The 23,524-nt window shown below is 73.2% G+C and carries 22 protein-coding genes; 14 read left to right on the top strand and 8 right to left on the bottom strand.

The features are described from left to right. Positions 1 to 284 precede the first annotated feature (284 nt). Positions 285 to 3,302, bottom strand: a complete 3,018-nt coding sequence (locus CUT44_RS10900) for an FAD-binding and (Fe-S)-binding domain-containing protein (protein WP_100201733.1) — start codon at positions 3,300 to 3,302, stop codon at positions 285 to 287. Between the two features lie 127 nt (positions 3,303 to 3,429). Here CUT44_RS10900 and serC point away from each other — a divergent pair, with 127 nt between their 5' ends. Further along, positions 3,430 to 4,548 (top strand): phosphoserine transaminase, encoded by a 1,119-nt coding sequence (serC, locus tag CUT44_RS10895; protein WP_100201732.1) that lies wholly within the window; start codon positions 3,430 to 3,432, stop codon positions 4,546 to 4,548. A gap of 169 nt (positions 4,549 to 4,717) precedes the next feature. Here the strand turns inward: serC and CUT44_RS10890 are convergent, their stop codons facing one another. Then, positions 4,718 to 5,989, bottom strand: coding sequence for an ImmA/IrrE family metallo-endopeptidase (locus CUT44_RS10890; protein WP_146252196.1), 1,272 nt, complete (start codon positions 5,987 to 5,989; stop codon positions 4,718 to 4,720). 698 nt (positions 5,990 to 6,687) lie between these two features. Here CUT44_RS10890 and CUT44_RS10880 point away from each other — a divergent pair. Continuing rightward, positions 6,688 to 7,074, top strand: a complete 387-nt coding sequence (locus CUT44_RS10880) for a PNPOx family protein (RefSeq protein ID WP_100201730.1) — start codon at positions 6,688 to 6,690, stop codon at positions 7,072 to 7,074. A gap of 61 nt (positions 7,075 to 7,135) precedes the next feature. Here the strand turns inward: CUT44_RS10880 and CUT44_RS10875 are convergent, their stop codons facing one another. The 3 genes from CUT44_RS10875 to CUT44_RS10865 form a co-directional block, all read right to left on the bottom strand. After that, positions 7,136 to 8,155 (bottom strand): SDR family oxidoreductase, encoded by a 1,020-nt coding sequence (locus tag CUT44_RS10875; RefSeq protein ID WP_100201729.1) that lies wholly within the window; start codon positions 8,153 to 8,155, stop codon positions 7,136 to 7,138. Between the two features lie 164 nt (positions 8,156 to 8,319). Further along, positions 8,320 to 9,183: an ABC transporter permease gene (locus tag CUT44_RS10870; protein ID WP_100201728.1), complete on the bottom strand. Its 864-nt coding sequence runs from the start codon at positions 9,181 to 9,183 to the stop codon at positions 8,320 to 8,322. Further along, positions 9,180 to 10,232, bottom strand: a complete 1,053-nt coding sequence (locus CUT44_RS10865; protein ID WP_100201727.1) for an ATP-binding cassette domain-containing protein — start codon at positions 10,230 to 10,232, stop codon at positions 9,180 to 9,182. Before CUT44_RS10865 ends, CUT44_RS10870 begins: the two co-directional genes overlap by 4 nt. A 108-nt stretch (positions 10,233 to 10,340) precedes the next feature. Here CUT44_RS10865 and CUT44_RS10860 point away from each other — a divergent pair, with 108 nt between their 5' ends. Beyond that, positions 10,341 to 11,204, top strand: a complete 864-nt coding sequence (locus tag CUT44_RS10860) for a TetR/AcrR family transcriptional regulator (RefSeq protein ID WP_100201726.1) — start codon at positions 10,341 to 10,343, stop codon at positions 11,202 to 11,204. A gap of 126 nt (positions 11,205 to 11,330) precedes the next feature. Here the strand turns inward: CUT44_RS10860 and CUT44_RS10855 are convergent, their stop codons facing one another. The 3 genes from CUT44_RS10855 to CUT44_RS10845 all read right to left on the bottom strand — a co-directional run bounded on the left by CUT44_RS10855 (position 11,331) and on the right by CUT44_RS10845 (position 14,149). Continuing rightward, complete coding sequence (locus CUT44_RS10855) at positions 11,331 to 12,368, bottom strand: hypothetical protein (RefSeq protein ID WP_100201725.1); 1,038 nt, start codon at positions 12,366 to 12,368, stop codon at positions 11,331 to 11,333. Between the two features lie 66 nt (positions 12,369 to 12,434). Continuing rightward, complete coding sequence (locus CUT44_RS10850) at positions 12,435 to 13,199, bottom strand: ABC transporter permease (protein WP_100201724.1); 765 nt, start codon at positions 13,197 to 13,199, stop codon at positions 12,435 to 12,437. Continuing rightward, positions 13,196 to 14,149, bottom strand: coding sequence for an ABC transporter ATP-binding protein (locus tag CUT44_RS10845; protein WP_100201723.1), 954 nt, complete (start codon positions 14,147 to 14,149; stop codon positions 13,196 to 13,198). The genes CUT44_RS10850 and CUT44_RS10845 overlap by 4 nt, the downstream gene beginning before the upstream one ends. Before the next feature lie 421 nt (positions 14,150 to 14,570). On the opposite strand from CUT44_RS10845, the gene CUT44_RS10840 reads away from it, so the two are divergent. From CUT44_RS10840 to CUT44_RS10795, 11 genes are all read left to right on the top strand, one after another. Then, on the top strand, positions 14,571 to 15,038 hold the full coding sequence (locus tag CUT44_RS10840) for an RNA polymerase sigma factor (RefSeq protein WP_158239589.1): 468 nt from the start codon (positions 14,571 to 14,573) through the stop codon (positions 15,036 to 15,038). A 430-nt stretch (positions 15,039 to 15,468) separates the two neighbouring features. Next, positions 15,469 to 15,669 (top strand): hypothetical protein, encoded by a 201-nt coding sequence (locus tag CUT44_RS10835; RefSeq protein ID WP_100201721.1) that lies wholly within the window; start codon positions 15,469 to 15,471, stop codon positions 15,667 to 15,669. 172 nt (positions 15,670 to 15,841) lie between these two features. Next, on the top strand, positions 15,842 to 16,024 hold the full coding sequence (locus tag CUT44_RS10830; RefSeq protein WP_100201720.1) for a hypothetical protein: 183 nt from the start codon (positions 15,842 to 15,844) through the stop codon (positions 16,022 to 16,024). Between the two features lie 161 nt (positions 16,025 to 16,185). Further along, positions 16,186 to 17,022, top strand: a complete 837-nt coding sequence (locus tag CUT44_RS10825; RefSeq protein ID WP_100201719.1) for a hypothetical protein — start codon at positions 16,186 to 16,188, stop codon at positions 17,020 to 17,022. Next, on the top strand, positions 17,019 to 18,092 hold the full coding sequence (locus tag CUT44_RS10820; protein WP_100201718.1) for an alpha/beta fold hydrolase: 1,074 nt from the start codon (positions 17,019 to 17,021) through the stop codon (positions 18,090 to 18,092). Before CUT44_RS10825 ends, CUT44_RS10820 begins: the two co-directional genes overlap by 4 nt. Beyond that, the gene (locus CUT44_RS10815; RefSeq protein ID WP_146252195.1) at positions 18,089 to 18,631 is read left to right on the top strand and encodes a hypothetical protein; all 543 of its coding nucleotides are present in this window, start codon (positions 18,089 to 18,091) and stop codon (positions 18,629 to 18,631) included. Before CUT44_RS10820 ends, CUT44_RS10815 begins: the two co-directional genes overlap by 4 nt. Continuing rightward, positions 18,628 to 19,419: a class I SAM-dependent methyltransferase gene (locus CUT44_RS10810; RefSeq protein ID WP_100201716.1), complete on the top strand. Its 792-nt coding sequence runs from the start codon at positions 18,628 to 18,630 to the stop codon at positions 19,417 to 19,419. Before CUT44_RS10815 ends, CUT44_RS10810 begins: the two co-directional genes overlap by 4 nt. 29 nt (positions 19,420 to 19,448) lie before the next feature. Then, positions 19,449 to 19,625 carry a hypothetical protein gene (locus CUT44_RS33045; protein WP_158239588.1) on the top strand — a complete coding sequence of 59 codons (177 nt, stop codon included), beginning with the start codon at positions 19,449 to 19,451 and terminating at the stop codon, positions 19,623 to 19,625. A gap of 64 nt (positions 19,626 to 19,689) precedes the next feature. Continuing rightward, positions 19,690 to 21,504 carry an ABC transporter ATP-binding protein gene (locus CUT44_RS10805; RefSeq protein WP_100201715.1) on the top strand — a complete coding sequence of 605 codons (1,815 nt, stop codon included), beginning with the start codon at positions 19,690 to 19,692 and terminating at the stop codon, positions 21,502 to 21,504. After that, positions 21,501 to 23,018 carry a phytoene desaturase family protein gene (locus tag CUT44_RS10800; protein WP_100201714.1) on the top strand — a complete coding sequence of 506 codons (1,518 nt, stop codon included), beginning with the start codon at positions 21,501 to 21,503 and terminating at the stop codon, positions 23,016 to 23,018. The genes CUT44_RS10805 and CUT44_RS10800 overlap by 4 nt, the downstream gene beginning before the upstream one ends. Further along, positions 23,018 to 23,467 carry a hypothetical protein gene (locus tag CUT44_RS10795; RefSeq protein WP_100201713.1) on the top strand — a complete coding sequence of 150 codons (450 nt, stop codon included), beginning with the start codon at positions 23,018 to 23,020 and terminating at the stop codon, positions 23,465 to 23,467. The genes CUT44_RS10800 and CUT44_RS10795 overlap by 1 nt, the downstream gene beginning before the upstream one ends. Positions 23,468 to 23,524 lie beyond the last annotated feature (57 nt).

The raw sequence follows: 23,524 nt of genomic DNA, 5'->3' as shown, positions 1-23,524 counted from the left end.
CGATTCTCTTCGAGCGCACTACTTCCCACCCCATCGAAATCAGATTTCCCGGGACACTATCTTCGGGCACCTGCCCTCACAATCGCTTTCGCGCCACATCGAACAACCAGAGGGGAGGTCCACAAAGACGGATAAAAGCCGCGAGAAACCGACATGCCGTCCCCGTGGCAACAAGCCTGCGAACAGGCGCTTCGCACCTTCTTCGGGTGCACTCCGGAGATTTTCCCGCTATCCGGCACCCTGTCCCGACAGGGATTTTCCGGAGCGCTCCACTCCGGAAAAAGTCAGGAACTTCCGGTTCCGCGCGACGGCCGACCGGTCCGGAAGAGAGAACGGACAACATTCGGCGGCAGCCGGAAACGGCCCGCCCGGGAATCACCCCCGGCTTTCCCATTCCCGTTCCCTTCCGCCAGCGCCTCGGCCAGCACCTCGGCCAGGTGGCGGGCGCGGTATCCGCCGAGCTGGGCGAGCTGGGTGCGGCAGGAGTAGCCGTCGGCCAGCAGTACGGTGTCCGGGGCGGCGGCGCGTACGGCGGGCAGCAGCTTCTCCTCGGCACAGGCGGCGGAGACCTCGTAGTGCCCCTTCTCGAAGCCGAAGTTGCCCGCCAGCCCGCAGCAGCCGTCGCTCAGCTCCCCGGTCAGTCCGGCCCTCTCGCGCAGCCGCCGCTCGGCGGCGTCGCCCAGGACGGCGTGCTGGTGGCAGTGGGTCTGGCCGGCCACCGGGCGGTCCACACGCGGCGGGCTCCAGTCGGGGGCGTACTCCTCCAGTGCCTGCGCGAAGGTGCGGACGGCGGCGGCCAGCCGCTTCGCGCGCGGGTCGTCCGGCAGCAGCTCGGGCGCGTCGGTGCGCAGCGCCGCCGCGCACGGCGGCTCCAGGACCACCACCGGCAGTCCGGCGTCCAGCACCGGCTCCAGCCGGTCCAGGGTGCGGCGCAGCACCCGGCGGGCGCCGTCGAGCTGCCCGGTGGAGATCCACGTCAGGCCGCAGCAGACCCGCCCCGCGCCCGGCGGCGGTACGGCCGCCAGTCCCGCGTCCGCCAGCACCCGGACGGCCGCGGTGCCCGCCTCCGGCGAGAGGTGGTTGGTGAAGGTGTCCGGCCACAGCACGACCCGCCGCCCGCCGCCCGGGGGGTTCCTGCGCAGCTCCCGGCGCCAGCGGCGCAGGAACGGGGCGCGCGGCAGCGGCGGGATGTCCCGCTCCGGCGCGATGCCGCCCAGCCGTTTGGCCACCGCCGCCAGCGGGGTGCGGGCCAGCAGGTTCAGCAGCGGGGCGGTGCGGGTGGCGGAGGCGGCCCGCAGCCACAGCGGCAGCAGGCCCATCGAGTAGTGCGCCATCGGGCGGCGGCGGCCCGCGTAGTGGTGGTGCAGGAACTCCGCCTTGTAGGTGGCCATGTCCACCTCCACCGGGCAGTCCCGGCGGCAGCCCTTGCAGGACAGGCACAGATCCAGCGCGTCGAGGACCTCCGCCGAGCGCCAGCCGTCGGTGATCACCTCGCCCGCCAGCATCTCGTGCAGCAGCCGCGCCCGGCCCCGGGTGGAGTGCTTCTCCTCCCCCGTCGCCCGGTAGGACGGGCACATCACGCCCGGGCTCCCGGCCGGGTTGCGGCACTTGGCGACGCCGACACAGCGCCGTACCGCCGCGGGGAAGTCCCCGCCGTCACCGGGGTAGCCGTAGACGACCGGGAGGGGCTCTCGCGGCAGCGGCGCGAAGCGCAGGTTCTCGTCCAGGCGGTGCGGGCGCACCAGCATGCCGGGGTTGAGGCCGCCGGCGGGGTCCCACAGGTCCTTGAAGCGGGCGAAGAGCGCCATCAGCTCCGGCCCGTACATCGCCGGCAGCAGCTCGGCGCGCGCCTGGCCGTCGCCGTGCTCGCCCGACAGCGAGCCGCCGTGCGCGGCCACCAGCGCGGCCAGCTCGGTGGAGAAGCGGCGGAAGCGGGCGATGCCCGCCTCGTGGACCAGGTCGAAGTCGATGCGGACGTGGATGCAGCCGTCCCCGAAGTGCCCGTACGGCAGCCCGCGCAGTCCGTGCTCGGCCAGCAGGGCGCGGAAGTCCCGCAGATAGGCGCCCAGCCGCTCGGGCGGCACCGCGCAGTCCTCCCAGCCGGGCCACGCCTCGCTGCCGTCCGGCATGCGGGTGGCGGTGCCGGAGGCGTCCTCGCGGACCCGCCACAGGGCGCGCTGCCCGGCCGGGTCGGTGACGAGGGCGTGGTCGACGGCGGTGGCGGCGTCGCCGGTCGCGGCCCGGCACAGCCGTTCGGCCGCCGCCCGCGCCCCGGCCTCGTCCGCGCCGCCGACCTCCGCGAACAGCCAGGCGCCGCCCCGGGGCAGGAGGGCCCGTTGGGCCTCGGGCACCAGGTCGCTCGCCATGCCCTCCACGGTCAGCGGGCCGTACGGGAGCAGGGTGACGGCCGCCTCGGCGGCGGCGGACTCGTCCGGGTAGCCCAGCACCGCCAGCACTCGCGCGCCGGGCCGCTCGACCAGCTTCACGGTGGCGGAGGTGAGCACCCCCAGGGTGCCCTCACTGCCGGTGAAGGCCCGCGCCCAGTCACGGCCGTGCTCGGGCAGCAGCGCGTCCAGCGCGTAGCCGGAGATACGGCGCGGCAGCTCGGGGAAGCCGGTGCGCAGCAGGGCGAGTTCGCCGTCCACCAGCGCCCGCGCCCCGGCGCGCAACCGCTCGGGCACGCCGTCGCCGCCGGGGGCGAGGCAGGCCCGTTCGCCGCCGTAGGTCAGCACGTCCAGGGCCTCGACGTTGTCGGCGGTGGTGCCCCAGGCCACCGAGTGGGAGCCGCAGGAGTTGTTGCCGATCATCCCGCCGAGCGTGCAGCGGCTGTGGGTGGAGGGGTCGGGGCCGAACGTCAGGCCGTGGGCGCCGGCCGCCCGGCACAGGTCGTCCAGGACCACGCCCGGCTGGACGACGGCCGTACGGGTGGCGGGGTCGACCGACTCGACCGCGGTCATGTGGCGGGTGAAGTCCAGTACCACCCCCGTGCCCGTGGCCTGCCCGGCGATGGAGGTGCCCCCGCCGCGCGGCACCACCGGCAGCCCGTGCTCCCGGCACACCGCCAGGGCGGCGGCCACGTCCTCGGCGTCGCGCGGCGCCACGACGGCGACCGGGACGCGCCGGTAGTTGGAGGCGTCCATCGTCACCAGCGCGCGGCTCGCGGCGTCGTCGGCCACCCCGCCCCGTACCGCGGCGCGCAGCGCCCGTACCGCCGAGCGCGTCCGGTCCCACTCGGCGGCCCGCTCGGCCGTCGTCAGCGCCGCCCGTGCCTGCGTCTGTGCGTCCCGTGCCGTGTCACCCATGGCACCAGCCTGCCCCCGCCCCCGCCTCTCGTACCGCCACCCGTGCCGCCGGGCATGTTTCCGGGAGGTGTCTCGCGGGATGGACGGCGCACGGGGAACGCGACGGGGAAGGACTACCCTTCGCACCGTGGCCGATCTCCAGATTCCCGCAGACATCAAGCCCGCCGACGGACGCTTCGGTTCGGGCCCGTCCAAGGTGCGTCCGGAGGCGCTGAGCGCCCTGGCCGCCACCGGCACCTCCCTGATGGGCACCTCGCACCGCCAGGCCCCGGTCAAGAACCTGGTGGGGCGGGTGCGCGAGGGCGTGCGGCAGCTCTTCGGGCTCCCGGAGGGCTACGAGGTGATCCTGGGCAACGGCGGCTCCACCGCCTTCTGGGACATCGCGACCCACGGTCTGATCGAGTCGAAGTCCCAGCACCTGTCCTTCGGCGAGTTCTCCTCGAAGTTCGCCAAGGCCGCCAGGCTGGCGCCGTGGCTGGCCGAGCCGACCGTCGTCTCCGCCGACCCCGGCTCGCACCCGCAGCCCGAGGCCGAGGCGGGCGTGGACGTGTACGCCTTCACCCACAACGAGACCTCCACCGGTGTCGCCATGCCGATCAACCGGGTGCCCGGCGCGGACGAGGGTGCGCTGGTCCTGGTGGACGCCACCTCGGGCGCGGCCGGCCTGCCGGTGGACATCAGCCAGAGCGACGTCTACTACTTCGCTCCGCAGAAGTCGTTCGCCGCGGACGGCGGGCTGTGGATCGGCGTGTTCTCCCCGGCCGCCCTGGAGCGGGCCGAGCGGATCGCCGCGGGCGACCGGCACATCCCGGCGTTCTTCGACCTGCCGACCGCGATCGACAACTCCCGCAAGAACCAGACGTACAACACCCCGGCGCTGGCCACCCTCTTCCTGCTGGCCGACCAGCTCGAGTGGATCAACGGGCAGGGCGGGCTGGACTGGGCGGTGTCCCGCACCGCCGACTCCTCCTCGCGGCTGTACGGCTGGGCGGACAAGTCCTCCTTCGCCACTCCCTTCGTGGCCGACCCGGCCAAGCGCTCCCAGGTCGTCGGCACGATCGACTTCGCCGAGGGCGTGGACGCGGCGGCGATCGCGAAGGTGCTGCGCGCCAACGGCGTCGTGGACACCGAGCCGTACCGCAAGCTGGGCCGCAACCAGCTCCGGGTGGCGATGTTCCCGGCCGTCGACCCGGCGGACGTCGAGGCCCTGACGGCCTGCGTGGACTACGTCGCCGAGCGCCTCTGAGCGCTCCGGCGCGGACACACCGGTGGCCCGGCCGTACGTCGTGTACGGCCGGGCCACCGGTGTGTCGTCCCGCGTCGTCCGGGGGCGGACGCCTCAGGTCCTGCCTGTCGCGGTCCTGCCTGTCGCGGAGCACCGGCCCGGGATACCCGCCCGCCCGCCCGCCCGTCCGTCACCCGGCGGACATGAGCTGGTTCTCGATCTGGTGCTTGATCAGGACCGATGACACCTGGAAATGCTCCGCCACTTCGTCGATGTCGTCCAGAGACGCTGCCCAGGGATCCTTTTTCAGAAGCTCCGCGATACCCGATGCCGGTGCGAGGAGTTCGGCCGCGAAAGCTCTTTCGGTCTTCTGCCTGTCAGTGTAGGAGTTCGTCACCAGGAAGCGGTTCTCCGGTTCGGCGACGGAGTGCCAGAGAGCTCGGCCGAGGAGGAAGTTCCGAGTCCTCGCATTTCCCTGGGGAGCTCCGACAATCAGCTTCCCTCCCTGCCCGGAATTCTTGCCGAACGCCTGGATCCGGTCTTCCGGGGAAGGGATTTCGGAGACCTCGAAGTAATCTCCGGGAGAAAACCTCTGCAAGGGTCCCAGGCTCGCGGCGCCCCTGGCCGCACGCGCCTGCGCCCAACCGGATTCCCAGGGCTTGAACGGACTGACCGAAGCACGTCGGGCGGTGAGGGCGGAGCGGATGCTCCGAACGTCCGCGAGCGGTTCGGAAGCCGACACGTCGACGGCCCGCATGCAGCGGGAGATCCAGTCCAGAGATTCCGGAGTACGGGAGATGTCCACCGCGTCCATGAAGTCACCGAGAAGAGCTTCCGGAACCTCTTCGGCAACCCTCAGGATCTCCGACTCGTGTTTGGCGGCCTCCGAATAGGGGTCCAGGCCCAGGCGGGCGGCAGCCCGGCAGTACTGCTCCTCCTCCGGGTCCGCACCGGTGATCGACTCCCATTCGTTCTGCAGCGCCGTCCCGCGTACGCCACACTCTTCCAGTCTGACGATCACCGAGTCGACGAAGCGCGCCAGTTCCGTCCGCAGGTCCTGTGAGTCGACGGAGCAGTCCCCAGCCCCGATGTAACGGATCTTCCACCGGGCGACCGGTGAGGAGTACGGCCGCCAGGAGATGTTCGTATGGGCGCCGGCGGAGTAGATCACCAGGTCCGGCCACGCGAACCCGTCACCGATGCTCCTGAAGTTGTTCCTCTTGTATCCCGGGTCAACCAGGCGGAGCCTGTCGAAGTTGGCCACGGCGTCCGGCCGGGAGAGTCTGGAGTTGTGAAGCAGGATCCACCAGTTGAAGGAGATCCACTCGGCGAGCGGGTACAGGGGGACAAAGACGGAGCGACGAGAACTCCCGGAGTCCAGGTCCTCGATCCTGGTAACCGTTTCGCCGCCCGCGGAGATCTCCAGGCGAGCCCAGGTGACACGGTGCTCGTCAAGCTTCATACCGGAAGCGGACTCCCACTCCCAGGACATGGAAAACTTTGCGCCAGTCCCCACCAGAGCCCTTCCGGGTATTCGTTGGGCGTCAGCGGGTACCCCTTGCAATACCCTTGCCCCCTGTTCACAAGGCGCGCTTCGTAGAAGATTTTATCACGCCGCAACCAGACATACCGAGGAAAATCGCCCTCGAAACATCCGGCGATCCCCGACTTGATTCCTTCTTTGAGCCATTCTGTGATCTCGTCCGCGTCCCTGAGGTTGGGATCGCACTTCGACGCATCGGCTCTGAGCCTCGGCGGCCCCGCGAAAGAAGGGTACGACTTGTGTTCCGGGCTCCCCACGTACCGAACACGCTCCGCCAGATCTTCCAGCACGACATGGGGATCGGGACTGACAATGGCCCGCCGCAGTGGCCTGCGACGATTCGTGGCACGCATGCCGCACAGTATGCCGCTGGTCAGTATGCTCAGGTGACGATTCAGAGAGTTCCTTGCCCCGTAAGAGTGCTTTTGAATTCATCGGCACATTCCCCCCGCGCACGCCCCTTGATGGAAGCGGCTGACCGAATCCGTGCCGGAGGCCGTGAGCCGGGAGGACGGGCGGCGCGCGTTCGGGCTGCTGGAGATGGCCGTACGCGCGCCCTGGCGGCGCCACCCGGCGCGCCCGTTTCCCGTACCGCCGCCCGTGGTACCCGGCGGCGCATGACCACTCCCAGCACCGGACTGCGACTGTTCGCCGACGAGCCGCGCGTCTGGCTGGCCACCTACGAGGCGGAGGGCTCCCCGGCGGGGACGGCCACCGCGCTGGCCGTGGACGGGGACCGGGCGTACGTACGGGTGCCCGCCCGGTCGGGGACGGCCGGGCGGCTGCGCCGCCGCCCGGAGGCGGAGATCTCCCCCGCCACCCTCGGCGGCACCCCGGCGGGCGCCCCGCTGAAGGTGGACGTGCGGCGGCTGCGGGGCCGGGAGGCCCGGCACGCCGCCGCCGTCCTGGCCAGGCGGCACCCGCTGCGCGGGGTGCTGGTGCCGCTGGGGCACCGGTTGTCCCGCGGGTCGGCGCTGTACGAGCTGCGGGAGGTGGGCCGGTAGGCCCGGCCGGCGGGGCGACAGGGCCTGCCGGGGCCGGGCGGGTCCGGCGGGTGACGGCCGGTCAGCGGCGGGCGGCGCGTACGGCCACCGCGCCCGCGGCGGCGGCCGCGGTGCCCGCCGCGGTCAGCAGACCGCGGTGCCGGACGGCCCACAGTTGGGGGCTGCGGTCGGCGGACCGGTCGTCGAAGGAGCCGTGGGTGCCGAAGTCCCGGCCCTCCGGACCGTCGGCGGGCTCCCAGAGGTTGACCGGCCGGTGCGGGTCGCGGGGCTCGTCGGTCTGCTGGGAGTCGTAGCCGGTGCGGGCCAGGTAGCGGTCGAGCAGGCCGGGGAAGAGCCGGTTGGCGACCAGGGTGGCCACCGTGGGCCCGCCCAGCCAGTACTCGCGCCGCCGCGGGTGGTCGGCGGCGTGCAGCACCGCCCGGGCGGCCGGCTCGGGCTGGTAGATCGGCGGGACCGGCTGGGCGCGGCGCGGCAGCCGGGAGAGCAGCCAGTCGAACTGCGGGGTGTTGACCGCGGGGAGCTGCACCATGGTGATCCGCACGTTGCTGCGGTCGTGCAGCAGTTCGCAGCGCAGGGACTCGGTGAAGCCCTGGATGGCGTGCTTGGCCCCGCAGTACGCCGCCTGCAGCGGGATGCCCCGGTAGGCCAGGGCCGAGCCGACCTGCACGATCGTGCCCCGGTCGCGCGGCAGCATGCGGTCCAGGGCCGCCCTGGTGCCGTTGACGTACCCCAGGTAGGTGACGTCGGTGGTCCGCTCGAACTCCTCCGGGCCGGTCTCGGTGAACGGGGCGAACACCGAGGAGAAGGCATTGTTCACCCATACGTCGACCGGCCCGAGCTCCTCCTCGGCGCGGGTGGCCGCGGCGTCCACGGCCGCGTGGTCGGCGACGTCCACCGGGACCGGCAGGGCGGTGCCGCCCGCCTCGCGCACCTCCCCGGCCGCGGCCTCCAGCCCCTTCTCGCCCCGGGCCAGCAGCGCCACCTTCGCGCCCCGGGCGCCGAAGGCCCGGGCCACCGCCCGGCCGACTCCGGCGCTCGCTCCGGTGACCACCACCACCTGCTGGTTCCGGCTGTCCGGCATCGACGGCTCCTTCCGTGTGTCTCGGGCGAGGGAACGGCGAGGGAACGGGGTGTCCCGCCCGTGGTACCCGGCAGACGGGGTGTCACACGGGTCGGTGCGGCCGGTGACGCGGCGGGCCGGGCTCGCCCCGCCCGCCGCGTCACCGGCGCCCGTGGACGGCACGCCTAACGCGTCAGGCGCCGGAAGCGGCGGATCGCCAGGGGCAGGAAGACCGCCGTGAGGGCCGACGGCCAGACCACCGCCATCAGCAGGGCGTGCTCCTCGATCCAGCTCCCGCCAGTGGGCGCCGGGGCGCCGAACAGGTCGCGTACGGCGTTCGCGGTGGAGGAGACCGGGTTCCACATCGCGACGGCGCCCAGCCAGTCGGGCATCAGCGACGGCGGGGTGAAGACGCTGGAGACCATCCCGAAGGGGAAGGCGAGGGCGAACAGGTTCCCCGCCGCCTCCTGGTTGGGGACGAGCAGCCCGAGGAGCACCCCGACCCAGATCAGCGCGAAGCGCAGCAGGAGCAGCAGCCCGAAGGCCGTGAGGGTGGCGAGCGCCCCGCCGTCCGAACGCCAGCCGACCACCAGCGCGATCAGGGCGAGGACCAGCAGGTCCAGCCCGGCGTGCAGCACGTCGGAGACACCGCGGCCGGTGACCACCGCCGAGGGGGCCATCGGCATGGAGCGGAAGCGGTCGGTGATGCCGCGCTCCTTGTCGACGGTGACGGCCATGGCGGTGTTCATGAAGCCGAAGGCCATGGTCATGGTGAACATGCCGGGCAGCGCGTACGTCTTGTAGTCCGCCGTGCCCACCTCCATCGCGCTGCCGAAGACATAGACGAACAGCAGCACCGACACGATCGGGAAGCCGAGCTGCCAGGCGACGATGGAGGGCTGCCGGGCGAGGTGCAGCAGGTCGCGGCGGACGATCGTCCAGCAGTCGGCCAGCGCCCAGTACAGGCGGCGTTCCGGTCCGGCCGGGACGGCGGGAGGCGGGGCGGTGAGGGATGGGGTGGGGCGAGTCGGGGTGGCGGGGTCGCTCATGCCGTCCGGGTCTCCTTCCGGGTGCCGGCAGCGGTGCTGCCGGTGCTGCCGGCGGCGCTGTGGGCGGGGCGCCCGGTGAGGTGCAGGAAGACGTCGTCGAGGGTGGGGCGGCGCAGCCCGAGGTCCTCGGCGTCGAGCCCCTCGTCGCGCAGGGCGCGGGCCACCTCGGTGAGCGCGGCCACCCGGTCCGTCACCGGCGCGTGCACCCGCCGGCGCGCGGTGTCGCGTTCCACCGCGCCGCCGGACGCCACCCGGGCGACGATCCGTTCGGCGGCGGCCAGCTCGGCCCGGTCGCGCACCACGACCTCGATCCGGTCCCCGCCGACGGCCCGCTTGAGGCCCTCCGGGGTGTCCTCGACGACGTCCCGTCCCCGGTCGACCACGGTGATCCGGTCCGAGAGCCGGTCGGCCTCGTCCAGGTAGTGCGTGGTCAGCAGCACCGTGGTGCCGGTCGCCGCCAGTGAGCGCACCGCCTCCCAGACCTCGCTGCGGCCGCGCGGGTCCAGTCCGGTGGTGGGCTCGTCGAGGAAGAGCACCCGGGGGGCGAGGATCATGGAGGCGGCCAGGTCGAAGCGGCGCCGCATGCCGCCGCTGTATCCCCTGAGCGGCCGGTCCGCGGCCTCCGCCAGCCCGAAGTGCTCCAGCAGTTCCCCGGCCCGCAGCCGGGCGCGCCGGGCACCCAGGTGGAACAGCCGGCCGAACATCTCCAGGTTCTGGCGGCCGGTGAGTATCTCGTCGACCGCCGTGTCCTGTCCGGCCAGCCCGATCGCGCGGCGCACCCGGGCGGGGGCGCGCGCCACGTCGTGCCCGGCCACCACCGCGCGGCCGCCGTCCGCGCGGGCGAGGGTGGCCAGGATGCGTACGGCGGTGGTCTTGCCCGCGCCGTTCGGACCGAGCAGACCGTGCACGGTGCCGCGGCGGACGGCGAGGCCGAAGCCGTCCAGGGCGCGCTTGTCGCCGTACCGCCTGGTCAGCCCGTCCGCCAGCACGGCGTGTTCCGACGGGTCCGGCGGTCCGGAGCGCCCGGTGCTGTCCCGGGATGCCGGCATGGCGCCTCCTTCTCCTTGGGTACGGCGTACTCGATTGCGCGTACAACGTACCCGACAACGCGTACGGCGTACTCGGTTTTTTCGGCCTCCCCTAGGATGGGTGGCACGATGACGAGCGGACACAGCGGCGAGCAGAACGAGAGCGACAGCGGCTACCTCAGGCGCAGCCTGGAACTCATGTGGGGCCGGGACGGGCGCCCCGCGCGCGGTCCGAAACCGGGGCTGACCCTGGAACGCATCGTCACCGCGGGCATCGAGGTCGCCGACGCCGGGGGGATCGACGCGCTCTCCATGCGCCGCGTCGCCGCCGAGCTGGGCGTCGGCACGATGTCGCTCTACCGCTACGTCCCCGGCAAGGCCGAGCTGCTGGAGCTGATGATCGACCAGGTCTACGGCCTGACCACCGGCACCGACGGCCCCCGGGACGGCGGCTGGCGCGCGGTGCTGGAGTACGTGGCCCGCGGCACCTGGGAGATGCACCTGGCCCACCCCTGGCTGCTCCAGGTCAACGTGGCCCGGCCGGTGCTCGGGCCGAACGCGGTGGCCGGCCTGGACTACGCCCTGGCCGCCCTCGCCGGTCTGGACCTCACCGACCGCGAGCGGCTGGGGTTCATCACCGCCCTCGACGGCTATGTCACCGGCTGCGCCCGCACCCGTGTCAACGCCGCCCAGGCCGCACGGCACACCGGCATCAGCGACGAGGAGTTCTGGTCCGCCCAGGCGCCCATCCTGGAGAAGGCGATGTACAGCGGCGCGTACCCGCATGTCGCCGCCCTGGCGGAGGACACCTTCGCGGTCCCCGGTGAACGGCTCTTCGCGTTCGGGCTGGCGCGGCTGCTGGACGGGCTGGAGGAGTTCCTCGCCGCGCGCACCGCCGGGCGCGCCGACCGGGAACTGGAGGACGACGGGGCGGGGGACGGGCCCGGGGCCGCCCCCCGCGGGGAGTGCGTCCCCGGGGAGACGGACGGCTGAGCGCACCGCCCCGCCGCAACTCCCGCAGAACTCGGACGCGTTGGCAGGCCGCGGCAGCAGGACAGCCGTGCGCCGCCGGCTGTCCTGCTGCCGGGACCGGCGAGTCCGGCGGGCGGCCGGGGCCCGTCAGGCCCGGCGCCGGACCAGCAGCCGGCGCAGGACGAGGAAGACGGCGGCGCCCGCGGCGAGGGTCAGGCCCGTCCGTACGGTGTTCCCGCCGCCCCCGTCCTCGCCGGACGCCGTGTCCCCGCCGGACGCCGTGCTCCCGTCCCCGTCCCCGCCGGAGGAGGTGTCCCGCTCCTTGTCGCCGGACTTCTCCTGCCGGGCTTTCTCGGGCAGCTGGTCGTCCGTCAGCTCCATCGGCCGCACCTCGCTGCGCCCGCCCTCGGTGCCGAAGAGCAGGGTCCGGCCGTCCGGGGCGAAGGTCACCGACTCGCCCTGCCGCTGCACCGGCACGCTCAGCCGCCCCAGCTCGCGCGGCTTCCCGTCCTCCCAGGCGTACATCCGCCCGCCGAAGTAGCCGCGCACCGCCAGCCGGGTGCCGTCCGGGGAGAAGGCGGCGTCGGTGGCCCACAGGTCGATGGCGGCGGTCCGGGTGAAGGTGTTGGCGCCGGAGGCCGAGAGCTTCTCGGGACCGGCGTAGAGCCCGCCGCCGTCCTCGTTCTTGCTGACGATGTACACCCGCCCGGTGCCGGGGTGGACGGCCAGCGACTCGGCGTCGCGCGGGCCGTCGGCGTAGCGCACGGTGAAGCGGGTGGTCTCCACCTCGGTGTCGGCCAGTTCCTTCGGCTCGGCGAAGCGGTAGATCCACACCTCGGGCCAGGTGCCGCCGAGGTTGTCGCCGATGTCGCCCACGTAGACGCTGCCGTCCGGGCCGACCGAGACGGCCTCGACGTCCCGCGGATCGACGCCGGTCAGGGTGACCGTGGCGACGGTGCGGCCGGTGGCGCCGTCCACCGCGTAGACGTACGGGCCGTCGTCGCTGTCGTTGTGCGTCCAGTACACCCCGGGGTGGGCGCGGCTGGCGGCCAGTCCGCTGGACTCCGTGATCCGTTCGTCCTCGATGGTGAAGCCGTCCGCGGCCGGGCCCTCGGCCCCCGCCGAACAGGCCGTCCCCAGCACGATCCCCACCGCCGCGCCCAGGGCGCACACAAGCCTCCGCATGGCTCCAAGACTGCCATCCCCGGCGGGACCGGCCCGCCCGCCCCGCCCCACCGGGGCCGGGCCGGTTCAGACGCGGGGCTCCCAGCGGAACCGCCGGACGGCGATCCAGGCGAACAGGACCGTCCAGCCGGCCGCCAGCGCGCACCGGCCCAGCGCGCCGGCGGCGCCCAGCTCGGCCGTCCAGCCCGAGCGGACCAGATCGACCGTCGAGGACAGCGGCGCGTACAGCAGCACGTCGCCGAGGACGTCCGGCAGCACCTCGCGGGGGATGTAGACCCCGGAGACCATCGGCAGGACGAAGACCGCCGGGAGCGTGGCGACCATCACCGACTCCACGGAGCGGCACAGCGCCGCCGTGGCGGCCGCCATCGCGGTCATCAGCGCGACGCCGGTGAGCAGTCCGGCCAGGGCGGACAGCGGCTGGCGCGGGGCCGCGTCGAACATCACCGACAGCACCGCGGCCACCACGGCGATCTGCGCCACGGTGATGGCGACGTACATGGACGCGCCGCCGGCCAGGATCACCGGATCGGACACCTCTCCGGTGCGCAGCCGCTTGAGGACGAGTTCCTCCCGGCGGGCCACGTACAGGCCGGTGACGGAGGAGTAGAGGGAGAAGATGAGCAGGATGCCGGCCGAGGTGGCCACCATCAGCGGGCCCGGGTTGAGGCCGTACCGGTCGAGGTCGAGCTGCTCCTGCACGGAGCGCATCGCCACCAGGATCATCAGCGGGACGAACACCACGAAGAAGTAGTTGGCCCTGATCCGGTTGAACAGCTTCCACTCGATGTGGAACAGGGTCCTCATGTGCTGTGCGGCCAGGCCGTTCACTCGTCCTCCTCCCCCGCCCCGGGGGCCTCGTCGCGTCCGGCGATCCTGATGAACGCCTCCTCCAGGGACGCGGGCCGGGCGGTGAACCGCTCCAGCACCACGTCGTGTTCCTCCGCCCAGGTCAGCAGCCGGGTGGCGTCCTTCTGGAGCTGCCCGGTGGTGACCGTCACCCGGCCGCCGTGCTGCTCCACCGCCGTGCCGGCCACGGGCAGGTCGCGCGCCGTCCACCGGCCGTCCAGGGTGAACGAGAGCGTCGAGGGGTGGTCGGCGACGATCCGGGCGACGGTGCCGGCCGCGGCGATCCTGCCCCGGTGCATGATCGCCAGGTGGTCGGCGAGGGACTCGGCCTCCTCCAGGTAGTGCGTGGTGAGCAGGATCGTCGAGCCCTGCTCCCGCAGCCGCCCGATCAGCTCCCAGGTGGCGCGCCGACCCTCGGCGTCCATGCCGGCGGTGGGCTCGTCCAGGAACAGCAGGTCGGGCCGGGAGAGGGTGGCGACCGCCAGGTCCAGGCGCCGCTTCTCCCCGCCGGAGAGGTTCTGCACCATCACGTCGTGGCGGTGGGCGAGCCCGGCGAGCTCCAGCGCCTGGTCGACGGGGCGGGCCCGGGAGGTGAGTTCGGCCCACATCCGCACGCTCTCCCGGACCGTCAGGTGGGAGATGAAGCCGCCCTCCTGGAGCATCGTGCCGGTGCGGGGGCGGATGCGGGGGCGGTCGGTCACCGGGTCCAGGTCTCCGAAGACCCGGATGCTTCCGCGGTGCGGGACGGCGAGCCCCTCCAGCAGTTCGACGGTGGAGGTCTTGCCCGCGCCGTTGGTGCCCAGGAGCGCGAACAGCTCTCCGGGGCGGACGGTGAAGCTGACCCCGCGCACGGCGTCGAAGGTCTTCTTCCCGCTGCCGTAACGGCGCCAGACGTCCTGGGCGTGAATGTGGCTGCTTTCCACTGCTGCCATGGGTCCTTCCTCGGACTGGAACGGCCGGAGGCAATTCCGGCGCGGGCCGGTTCGACGGTTCCATACGCCCGGTCAATCCTTCCCCGAAACACTCTCCATTTCAACACCGCGACAACCTGTCGGGTTTTCCCTACCGGTCTTGTGGGGGATTCGGGAAAGCGACTCACCGGGGCGCGGTACGGCAATGGGGACAACCCTCCGGAGGGTACGGACGGTAACCCTCAAATCTTCCTCAGATGATGAACCCGACCGGTTGGGATCCAGTCCGCTGTGCCTACAGTGACCGGGCCGCTCGCGCTTGACCGGCGCGCGACAAGCGGCACCAATGCAGCCGTTCGCAGCCGTTCTTTCCGAAGGGTCGCCATCGGGGGGTACTTCCATGCCGAACCATGCCCATGCCCGCGCTCGGGGCGAAAGAGACATGGAGGCACTGATCCATGATCTCCTGCCGCTGCTGCGCCGCCAGGCTTCCCGCATTCTCGGCCAGGACGCCGAGGACGCCGTGCAGACGGCGTGTCTCAAACTGCTGAGGACCTCCGAGTCCTGGCTCTCCCATCCCAACCCGGTCGCCTACGCGGTCCGCACGGTCACCACCGCCGCCTACGACATGTCACGGCGCCAGCGGAGGGACACACCCGTGGACGAGGTCCCCGACCACGCCCACCCCGGCGACGCGCTGGCCCAGCGGGAGGCCCGCTGGGAGGTCCGCCGGCTGCTGTCCGCCGTACCGCGCAAGCAGGCCGCCGCGATATTCCTCGTCGACGTACAGGACTACACCATCGACAGGGCCGCCGCGGTGCTCGGGGTCCACCGCGGGACGGTCTCCCGGGCCCGGACGCACGGCCTGCGCACCATGCGGGAGATGGTCGGGCCGGTCGGAACCGGATGAAGATTTTCCCGCCGTCCGGTCATACACCGACGGGGTCCCCGGAGTTGTCAGTACAGGAGAGCGACGGAGGATCCCGGAGCCGGAACGGTGCACAGTCCGGCTGCCGCGGCCGGGTCCACGCCTTCGCCGCTCCCCGTGCCGGATCCGCACCGGAAACACAAGGGGGCTTTACCGGTACCGGCCGTCCCGCCGGCCATCGGCCGACAGCCCCGGAAAACACCGGACAGCACAGGAATCGGTGAGGCGCCGACCGCCACAAGCGCGCCGGCCCGCCGATGAGAAAAGGTTTCCCCACCGCCGGGGAAACCCGCCCGGGATTCCCCTTTCCGGAATTCCGGGGACAGTGAGACTTCCCACCGTCCACCCATGGAGAACGGGTGGTGGGATGCCCCTGCCCGAATTCACTTCCCTGAAAGGAGAAACGGAGACAGTGCTGACGCAGAAGGTGAACGCCAACACGTCCCTGACGGGTGCGCTGGAGCCCGGCACCCCCCTCGGCGGCGCGGCCCCCGTCATGGCCACCCCGGCCCTGATCGCGACCCCCGCGATCGCCAAGGCCGCCGGCGCGGTGGTCGGCGCCGGTGCCGTGACCGGTGCCGCCTACGCGGCGTACCGGGCCGTCATCAACTGATCCGCGCCAGGCCGGCGCCCAGGACCCCGGCACCGGATCCCGCGCGCCCGGGACCTCGCCGGCCGACTCTCCGGAGACGGAGATCTCCGGTGACCCCCGGCCCCGGCAGACACCTCAACTGCCTGCCGGAACCGGGCACTGTCCGATGTGTCAGAACAGTGGAGAAAACATCATGTCTGTGCTCGTTGAGAAGGTCAACTCCGGTGCCGGCCGCCGCACCGAGGACCCCGTCGCCCCGGTGATGGCCACCCCGGCCGCGTTCGTGGCCGGTGTCGTGGCGGGCGCCAAGGCCGCCGGCGCGCTCGTCGCCGCCGCCGGTGTGGGCGCCGCCGTGGGTGCGGCCGTCAAGAAGTAACGCGCCCGGCAGCAACCGGATGAGCGGGGAGCCCCGGCACGGCTCCGGGGCTCCCCGTCTCCCCTCCGCCCGTCTCCGCCCGTCTCCCCTCCGCCCGTCTCTTCCCCGCCAGCCCGATCCGCGCCACCACCACCCGTGGGACGCCCGCCCAGGAGCAGATCATGCTGTCACGTCTCCGCAAGGCCGTAGACACGGCGTGCGCCAGACCGCTCTCCACCGCCGAGCGGCTCTCCGCCGCCACCCACCTGCTGTCCAGCCTCGAGTACATGGTCCGCAAGGCCGACCGGGAGCCGGGCGGCCTGAACGACTGGACCCACACCAGGGCCCAGGTCCCGGCCAAGACCAAGGTGATGGGCAAGGTCAGGGACTTCGTCGCCCGGGAGGCGGTCACCCAGACCATCCACGGCACCCGCGCCGTGGCCGCCGCGGTGCTCATCTCCCCGGTGCGCAACAACACCGTGCGGATGGCCGCCAACGCCTACCTGTCCGCCAGCCAGGTCCTGATCTACCCCCGGCATCTGTTCGGCACCGACGGCTCCGACCAGGTGTCGTTCCTGGTGCAGACCGCCGCCGCGCTGGGCCGCGCCGGCGGCACCGACGCCAGCCGCCGGGCGGCGGTGCAGTTCATCGGCGCCCAGACCGCCCTGTCCTACGGGGCCTCCGGCTGGGCCAAGCTCCCCGGTGACGCCTGGCGCTCCGGCGACGCCCTGGTGAAGATCATGCGCACCCAGACCTACGGCGACGAGTGGTTCTTCAAGCAGCTCAGCCGGTACCCGGCCGCCTCCCGCGCGCTCTGCCACGCCGTGCTCGCCCTGGAGTGCGGCTTCCCGCTGCTGCTGCTGGGGCGGGGAAAGTACATCGACGCCGGGCTGGCCGCGATGGGCTCCTTCCACCTGGCCAACGCCCGCTTCATGGGCCTGTCCCGCTTCGTGTGGGCGTTCGTCTCCACCTACCCGTCCGTGCGGGCGCTGGCCAGGGGCACCGGGGAGGCGGCGTGAACGAGCCGACCTTCCCCCGGCTGACCGTCGCCGGCCTGGCGGCCTGTCTGGCGGCCGGACTCGTCCACCAGAAGTACGCCACCCTCCGGACGCTCGCCGGCCACGCCGGCTTCGAGCGGCGCAGGCTCCGCTGCGGCAGCGGGAACATCGTCACCCACCACGTGCGGCGCGGCGCGGCGGACGGCCCGGTCCTGGTGTGCGAGGCGGGCCTGATGAACACCTCCTCGGCCTGGCTGCTGATCGCCGACCACCTCGATCCCTCCGTCTCGGTGGTGCTGTACGACCGGGCCGGGTACCGCGGATCGCTGCGGCGCTGCCCGGAGGACTACTCCTTCCACGAATCCGTCTGCGACCTGGCGGAGGTCGTCGCCGACACCGTCGGCGAGGACGTGCCCTGCGTACTGGCCGGGCACTCCCTGGGCGGCTACCTCGCCCACCGCGCGGCCGCCGCCCTGCCCGGCCGGGTGCACGGGCTGGTCCTGGTCGACCCCACCCACCCCCGGGAACTGCTCCACTCCCGCAAGCAGCGCGAGGGCTCGCGCGGGGTGAACCTGACGATGAAGCTCGGCCCGCTGGCGGCGATGCTCGGCTCCGGTCTGCTGATGGACAAGAAGGGCCTGTTCGCCTACGCCGAGGGCAGCCCCCACTACCGCAAGCTCCGGCTGGAGAGCTCCGTCCCCGGCGTGTGGCGCACCGCGCTGCGCGAGTGGAACTACTCCTACGCGTTCATGCTCGACGGCGGCCGGCCCCTGGACCGGCTGGACGTCCCCGTCTCGGTGGTGGCCGCCGAGTCCACCATGCAGGGCACCCCCGAGCACAACGACCTGTACGAGGAGTACCTCGCCTCCGGCACCGGCGGCCGGATCTCCACCGTCCCCGGCTCCAGCCATCTGTCGGTGCTCGGCAGCCCCGACCACGCGCCCCTGACGGCGAAGCTGATCCAGGAGGTCCTCCAGGAGGCCGTACGCCGCGCCGCCGTGCGGGCCGCGTCCGACGGGCCCGGCGCGTCCGACGAGCCGGCCGAGCCCACTGAGTCCACTGAGTCCGCCGCGCGGAAGGAGGCGGCGTGATGGTGCGCACGGCGCTGAGCCGGTCGGTCCCCGCCGTCCTCGCCGGGTGGTTCGTGGCGACGGTGCTCAGCCAGTACCCCGACCGCAGCTACGACAAGCTGCGCAACATGGACAGGACGGGCGCCGGCATCCTCATCCCCAACTGGCGGTTCTTCGCACCCACTCCGGCGATGGACGACCAGCACTTCCTGTACCGGCTGGCCAGCGAGGACCGCACGGAGCACACCGAGTGGCGCGAGGTGTACCCCGTCACCCCGCGCAGGCTGGTCCACGCCGTCTGGTTCCCCGGCCGGCGGATCGAGAAGGCCATCTTCGACGTGGCCTCCACCCTGGTGCACAACACCGCCGCGATGACCCCGCTGCACAAGGAGGCCAAGGAGGCCGCCTACCGGCTGGTCAACGACTTCGTCCGCAGGCGCATCACCCCCGAGCCCGGCTACCCGCTCTTCCAGGTGATGCTCGTGCGCTACTCCGGCTACGACCACAGCGAGGACCCCAAGTACGACCTGGTCCTGGACTACGAGAAGGTGACCCCTTGAGCCAGCACACCGTCCCGACGGCGGCCCCGACGACGGATCAGGCTGCGGACCCGACGGCGGGCCAGGCGGCGGATCAGGCGGCGCAGTACGGCGCGGCCGTCGCCTCCGTGTACGACTCCATGATCGCCTCCGCCATGCCCACCGGCGCGGACGTGGAACGCCTGCGCCCGTACGTCACCGGAACGCGCGTGCTGGAGGTCGGCGTGGGCACCGGCCGGGTCGCCGTCCCCGTCGCCGGACTGGCCGCCGAACTGGTCGGCGTGGACAACTCCGGGCCGATGCTGGAGCGGTTCCGCGCCAAGGGCGTGCCCGCCAACGTGACGCTGGTGCGGGCCGACTTCCGCCGCCCCCTGCCGCTCACCGGCCGCTTCGGCGCCGCGTACGCCACCATGGGCTCGCTGGCCTGCGTCGAGTCGTGCGAGGAGCTCACCGCGGCCCTCGCCCACGTCCGGGAGGTGCTGGAGCCCGGCGCCACCCTGTCCATGGAGTACTACGCCACCGCCGCCTACCGGCCGCTGGCCCAGGCCGGCCCGGTGACGATGCCCACCCCGAACGGCACCGGCACCGCCACCTTCACCACCACCCTCGACGACGCGGACCTGCTCACCATGGCGACCCGGGTCGAGGAGGAGGACCGGCCGCCGGTGGAGTTCGCCGAGCGGATCCTCCTCGTCGGGCGCGAGGAGGTGACCGGCTGCCTGCGGCGGGCCGGCTTCGAGGTCGAGCGGGTGATCCCCGCCGAGGGGCCCGCGCCCTACGACTGGTACGTCGCACGCGCCGCGGCGTGACCACGCAACCGCACGGAAAGGGACCGACAGTGCCGACCGCACACCGCGTGGCGTGCTTCACCACCGCGCTCGCCATCGCCACACCGCTCACCCTGGTGATGTTCAAGGACGGTCCCCTCACCCGGGAGACCTGGGCGAAGGGACTCGGCTCCGCCGCGAGCCTCGCCCTGCTCGCCGCGGTCCTCTTCGGCGAGGACGGTCCCTGACCCCCTCCCCCGCCCACCGGGTTTCCCGCCCCACCGCCGACCGCCCCGTCCGGGAGGACTCCCGATGAACATATCCGCCATCGTCCGCCGTCACCGGCTGCTGCTGGCCGTCGGCACGCTCCTCGGCCTGGCGGGCACCGCCGCCACCCTGCTGCAGCCCCTGCTGATCGGCGACCTGATCGAGGCCGTCGCGCTGGACGAGCCGGTGACCCGGCCGATCGTGCTGATCGCCGCGCTGTTCGCCGCCGACGCGCTGCTGGCCGCCACGCACTTCTATCTGATCGGCCGCGCCGGGGAGAACATCGTCCTCGACATGCGCACCACCCTGACCGGCCGTCTCCTCCACTCCCGGATCCGGGCGTTCAACCGGCTCGAGCACGGTGACGTGTTCACCCGCACCGTCGCGGACACCGCCATCGCCCGGATCGCGCTGTCCTCCTCCGTGGCGCAGATGATCACCGCCGGGTTCACCACCGTCGGCTGCATCGCCGTCATGGCGTGGCTCGACTGGCGGATGCTGCTGGTCACCGTCGGCTGCCTGGGCACCGCCTCGGCCGTCGCGCTGGCCCTGGCCCGCGCGGTCCGCCGGGCGGCGGTGACCAACCGGGAGGACACCAGCGCCTACGGCTCCGGGCTGCTGCGGGTGCTGGGCGCGCTGACCACCGTGAAGGCCTCCCGCGCCGAGGCCCGGGAGGCCGAGCGGCTGCGGGAGCTCGCCGACGCCGCGCGGGGCAGCGGCGTCCGGGTGACCCGGCTGTCGGCGATGCTGATGCCGGCCATGAACGTCGGCACCCAGGTGTCGCTGGCCGTGGTGATCGCCTGGGGCATGGCCCGCACCGCCACCGGGAGCCTCTCCCTGGAGGACCTCACCGCGTTCATCATGTACCTGTTCTACCTGGTCTCCCCGCTGGTGATGCTGTTCATGGCGCTCGGGGAGTTCCAGCAGGGCCGGGCGGCCATCGACCGGGTCCGGGAACTGGCCGCCGTCGAGCAGGAGGACACCGGCGGAAGCGTCCCCGACCGCCCCGCCGGAAGCGCCGCGGCGGTCGAGTTCGACGACGTCACCTTCGGCTACCCCGGCACCTCCGCCCCCGCGGTGGCCGGGGTGTCCTTCTCACTGCCCGCCACCGGGGTGACCGCGATCGTCGGCCCGTCCGGCGCCGGGAAGACCACCCTGTTCCAGCTCATCGAGCGCTTCCAGGACCCCGACCGGGGCACCGTCCGCGTCCTGGGCACCGACGTCGCCGCCCTGCCGCTGGACGAGCTGCGGGCCCGGGTCGCCCTGGTCGAGCAGGAGGCGCCGCTGATGCGCGGCACCGTGCGGGAGAACCTCACCTACGCCCGTCCCGACGCCACCGCCGGGGAGATCCGGGAGGCCGTCGAGGCGGCCCACTTCGCCGAGGTCGTCGACGCCCTGCCGGGCGGTCTGGACACCGAACTCGGCGAGAACGGCATCGGGCTGTCCGGCGGGCAGCGACAGCGGCTGGCCATCGCCCGCGCCCTGCTGGCCCGGCCCGACGTGCTCCTGCTGGACGAGGCCACCTCCAACCTCGACTCCGACTCCGAGACGGCACTGCGCGCCGCCATCACCACCGTGGGCACCCGCTGCCAGGTCCTCACCATCGCGCACCGCATCTCCACCGTGGTGGACGCCGACCGCATCCTCGTCCTGGAGGACGGACGGCTGCGCGCCGCCGGCACGCACGCCGGCCTGATGGCCTCCGACGACACCTACCGCCGGCTCGCCGGACAGCAGCTCGCCCCCACGGGCGCGGAACCGAAGGCGGAACCGCGGCCGAAGGCGGGGACAGGGGCGACGGGGACGGGAGCGGAGACGGACGCCGGGCGGCGGCTCACGCCGGCGGAGGCCGCACGGTGACCGATGCCGCGATCGTGGGCACCGGGCCCAACGGGCTGGCCGCCGCGGTGACCCTGGCCCGGGCCGGTCTGCGGGTGGCGCTGTTCGAGAAGGCGGACACCGCCGGCGGCGGGCTGCGCACCGCGCCGCTGTTCGACCGCGACGTGCCGCACGACCTGTGCTCGGCCGTCCACCCGATGGCCGCCGCCTCCCGGTTCTTCCGCCGCTTCGACCTGCCCGCCCGGGGGGTGCGGCTGCTCCAGCCCACCGTCCCCTACGCCCACCCCCTGCCCGGCGGGCGGGCCGCCGCCGCCTGGCGCGGCCTCGCCCGTACCGCCGAGCACCTGGGCACCGACGGCCCCCGCTGGCGGAAACTGATGGAACCGCTGACCGACCGCAGCGAGGGCGTGGTGGACCTGCTGCTGTCCGGCCAGCGCACCGTGCCCCGGGACCCGCTCGCAGCACTGCGGCTCGCGCTGCGGGTCCCGGCCCAGACCACCGCCCGGAGCCGGTTCGCCACCGAGGCGGCCGAGGCGCTGCTGACCGGGGTGGCCGCCCACGCGGTCGGCCGGCTGCCCTCCCTGCCCGCGGCGGCGATCGCGCTGCTGCTGGGCCACCTCGCCCACAGCACCGGCTGGCCACTGCCGGAAGGCGGCAGCGGCCGCATCGCCGAGGCGATGATCGCCGACATCACCGCGCACGGCGGCACCCTCCACACCGGCCACCACGTCCGCGACCTGGCCGAACTCGGCGACATCCCGCTGGTCCTGCTGGACGTCGGCCCCCGCGAGTTCCTCGCCCTGGCCGGCCACCGGCTGCCCACCCGCTACCGCCGCGCCCTGCAGCGCTACCGCTACGGCCCCGGCGCCGCCAAGGCCGACTTCCTGGTCTCCGCGCCGATCCCCTGGCGGAACCCGCTGGTGGGCCGGGCCGGCACCGTCCACCTGGGCGGCACCCGGGCCGACATCCTGCGGCAGGAGAACGCCACCGCCGCCGGAAGGCCCGTACCGGACCCCTTCGTCCTGGTCGTCGACCCCGCCGTCACCGACCCCTCCCGCGCCGCGGGCGGCCGGCGGCCGGTGTGGGCCTACGCCCACGTCCCCAACGGCGACCGGCGCGACCCGGTGGAGCTGATCCGCCGCCGCATCGAGCAGTACGCGCCCGGCTTCACCGACACGATCGTCGCCGCCCGCGGCATCCCCGCCGCCGACTACGAGACCTACAACCCCAACTACACCGGCGGCGACATCGGGGCCGGCGCCCTGACCCTGCGCCAGTCCATCGCCCGCCCCGCCGCCCGCTGGAACCCGTACCGCACCCCGCTGCCCGGGGTGTACCTGTGCTCGGCCGCCACCCCGCCCGGACCGTCCGTGCACGGCATGTGCGGCCATCTCGCCGCCCTGTCCGCGCTCCGCCGCCACCACGGGCTGCGGCACTCCCCCGACCTGTCACCGGGAAGCGGCCGGGCGGGGGCCGGCGGGCGGACCGGCGGGCGGCAGACCGGGAAGAAGAGGAAAGAGGAGGAGACCATCTGATGCGCAGACCTGTCCGTGCCGCCCTCGCGGCGGCCACCGGCGCCCTGCTGGCCACCGCCGCGGCGCCCGCGAACGCCGCGGAGACCACGGCCGCGGGACCGGCCGCCGTGGAGTGGTCGGCCCGGCACGGCACGGCCACGGCGACGGGGGAACGCTGGATCGAGTCGAGCGGGACCATCTTCACCCGCACCCTGGTACTCGAAGGCGAGTTGATCAACACCGGCAGCGAATGCTACTCCGTATGGATCCGGTTCACGTTCGACCTCGCCCCGATGCCGGCCCACAAGTACGCGGAGATCTGCGGCCCCGGCACCACCGGGGTCGAGGTGCGGCAGTCGCCCCACATGCCCACCACCACGGCCTCACTCGCCGTGTGCCGGGGGACCGCGAACGCGGCGGACTGCGGCACCTGGCAGAACATCACCTGGTGGCCCGTCAGCCGGGGCTGACCGGGGCCGGCCGGACCGGGCCGGGAAGAAGAGAAGAAGCACCGGAAGACGAGAGAG

It is taken from the genome of Streptomyces carminius (assembly GCF_002794255.1).
GTDB classification, from domain to species: Bacteria; Actinomycetota; Actinomycetes; order Streptomycetales; family Streptomycetaceae; genus Streptomyces; species Streptomyces carminius.
The sequence above is the reverse complement of the archived record's forward strand: the minus strand, read 5'-3'. Positions and strand labels throughout refer to the sequence as shown.

Coding starts and splice junctions, on each gene's coding strand:
- CUT44_RS10900 (WP_100201733.1), bottom strand. CDS start 3,302: ATGGGTGACACGGCACGGGACGCACAGACGCAGGCACGGGCGGCGCTG.
- CUT44_RS10890 (WP_146252196.1), bottom strand. CDS start 5,989: ATGAAGCTTGACGAGCACCGTGTCACCTGGGCTCGCCTGGAGATCTCC.
- CUT44_RS10880 (WP_100201730.1), top strand. CDS start 6,688: ATGACCACTCCCAGCACCGGACTGCGACTGTTCGCCGACGAGCCGCGC.
- CUT44_RS10875 (WP_100201729.1), bottom strand. CDS start 8,155: ATGCCGGACAGCCGGAACCAGCAGGTGGTGGTGGTCACCGGAGCGAGC.
- CUT44_RS10870 (WP_100201728.1), bottom strand. CDS start 9,183: ATGAGCGACCCCGCCACCCCGACTCGCCCCACCCCATCCCTCACCGCC.
- CUT44_RS10865 (WP_100201727.1), bottom strand. CDS start 10,232: ATGCCGGCATCCCGGGACAGCACCGGGCGCTCCGGACCGCCGGACCCG.
- CUT44_RS10860 (WP_100201726.1), top strand. CDS start 10,341: ATGACGAGCGGACACAGCGGCGAGCAGAACGAGAGCGACAGCGGCTAC.
- CUT44_RS10855 (WP_100201725.1), bottom strand. CDS start 12,368: ATGCGGAGGCTTGTGTGCGCCCTGGGCGCGGCGGTGGGGATCGTGCTG.
- CUT44_RS10845 (WP_100201723.1), bottom strand. CDS start 14,149: ATGGCAGCAGTGGAAAGCAGCCACATTCACGCCCAGGACGTCTGGCGC.
- CUT44_RS10840 (WP_158239589.1), top strand. CDS start 14,571: ATGGAGGCACTGATCCATGATCTCCTGCCGCTGCTGCGCCGCCAGGCT.
- CUT44_RS10830 (WP_100201720.1), top strand. CDS start 15,842: ATGTCTGTGCTCGTTGAGAAGGTCAACTCCGGTGCCGGCCGCCGCACC.
- CUT44_RS10825 (WP_100201719.1), top strand. CDS start 16,186: ATGCTGTCACGTCTCCGCAAGGCCGTAGACACGGCGTGCGCCAGACCG.
- CUT44_RS10805 (WP_100201715.1), top strand. CDS start 19,690: ATGAACATATCCGCCATCGTCCGCCGTCACCGGCTGCTGCTGGCCGTC.
- CUT44_RS10795 (WP_100201713.1), top strand. CDS start 23,018: ATGCGCAGACCTGTCCGTGCCGCCCTCGCGGCGGCCACCGGCGCCCTG.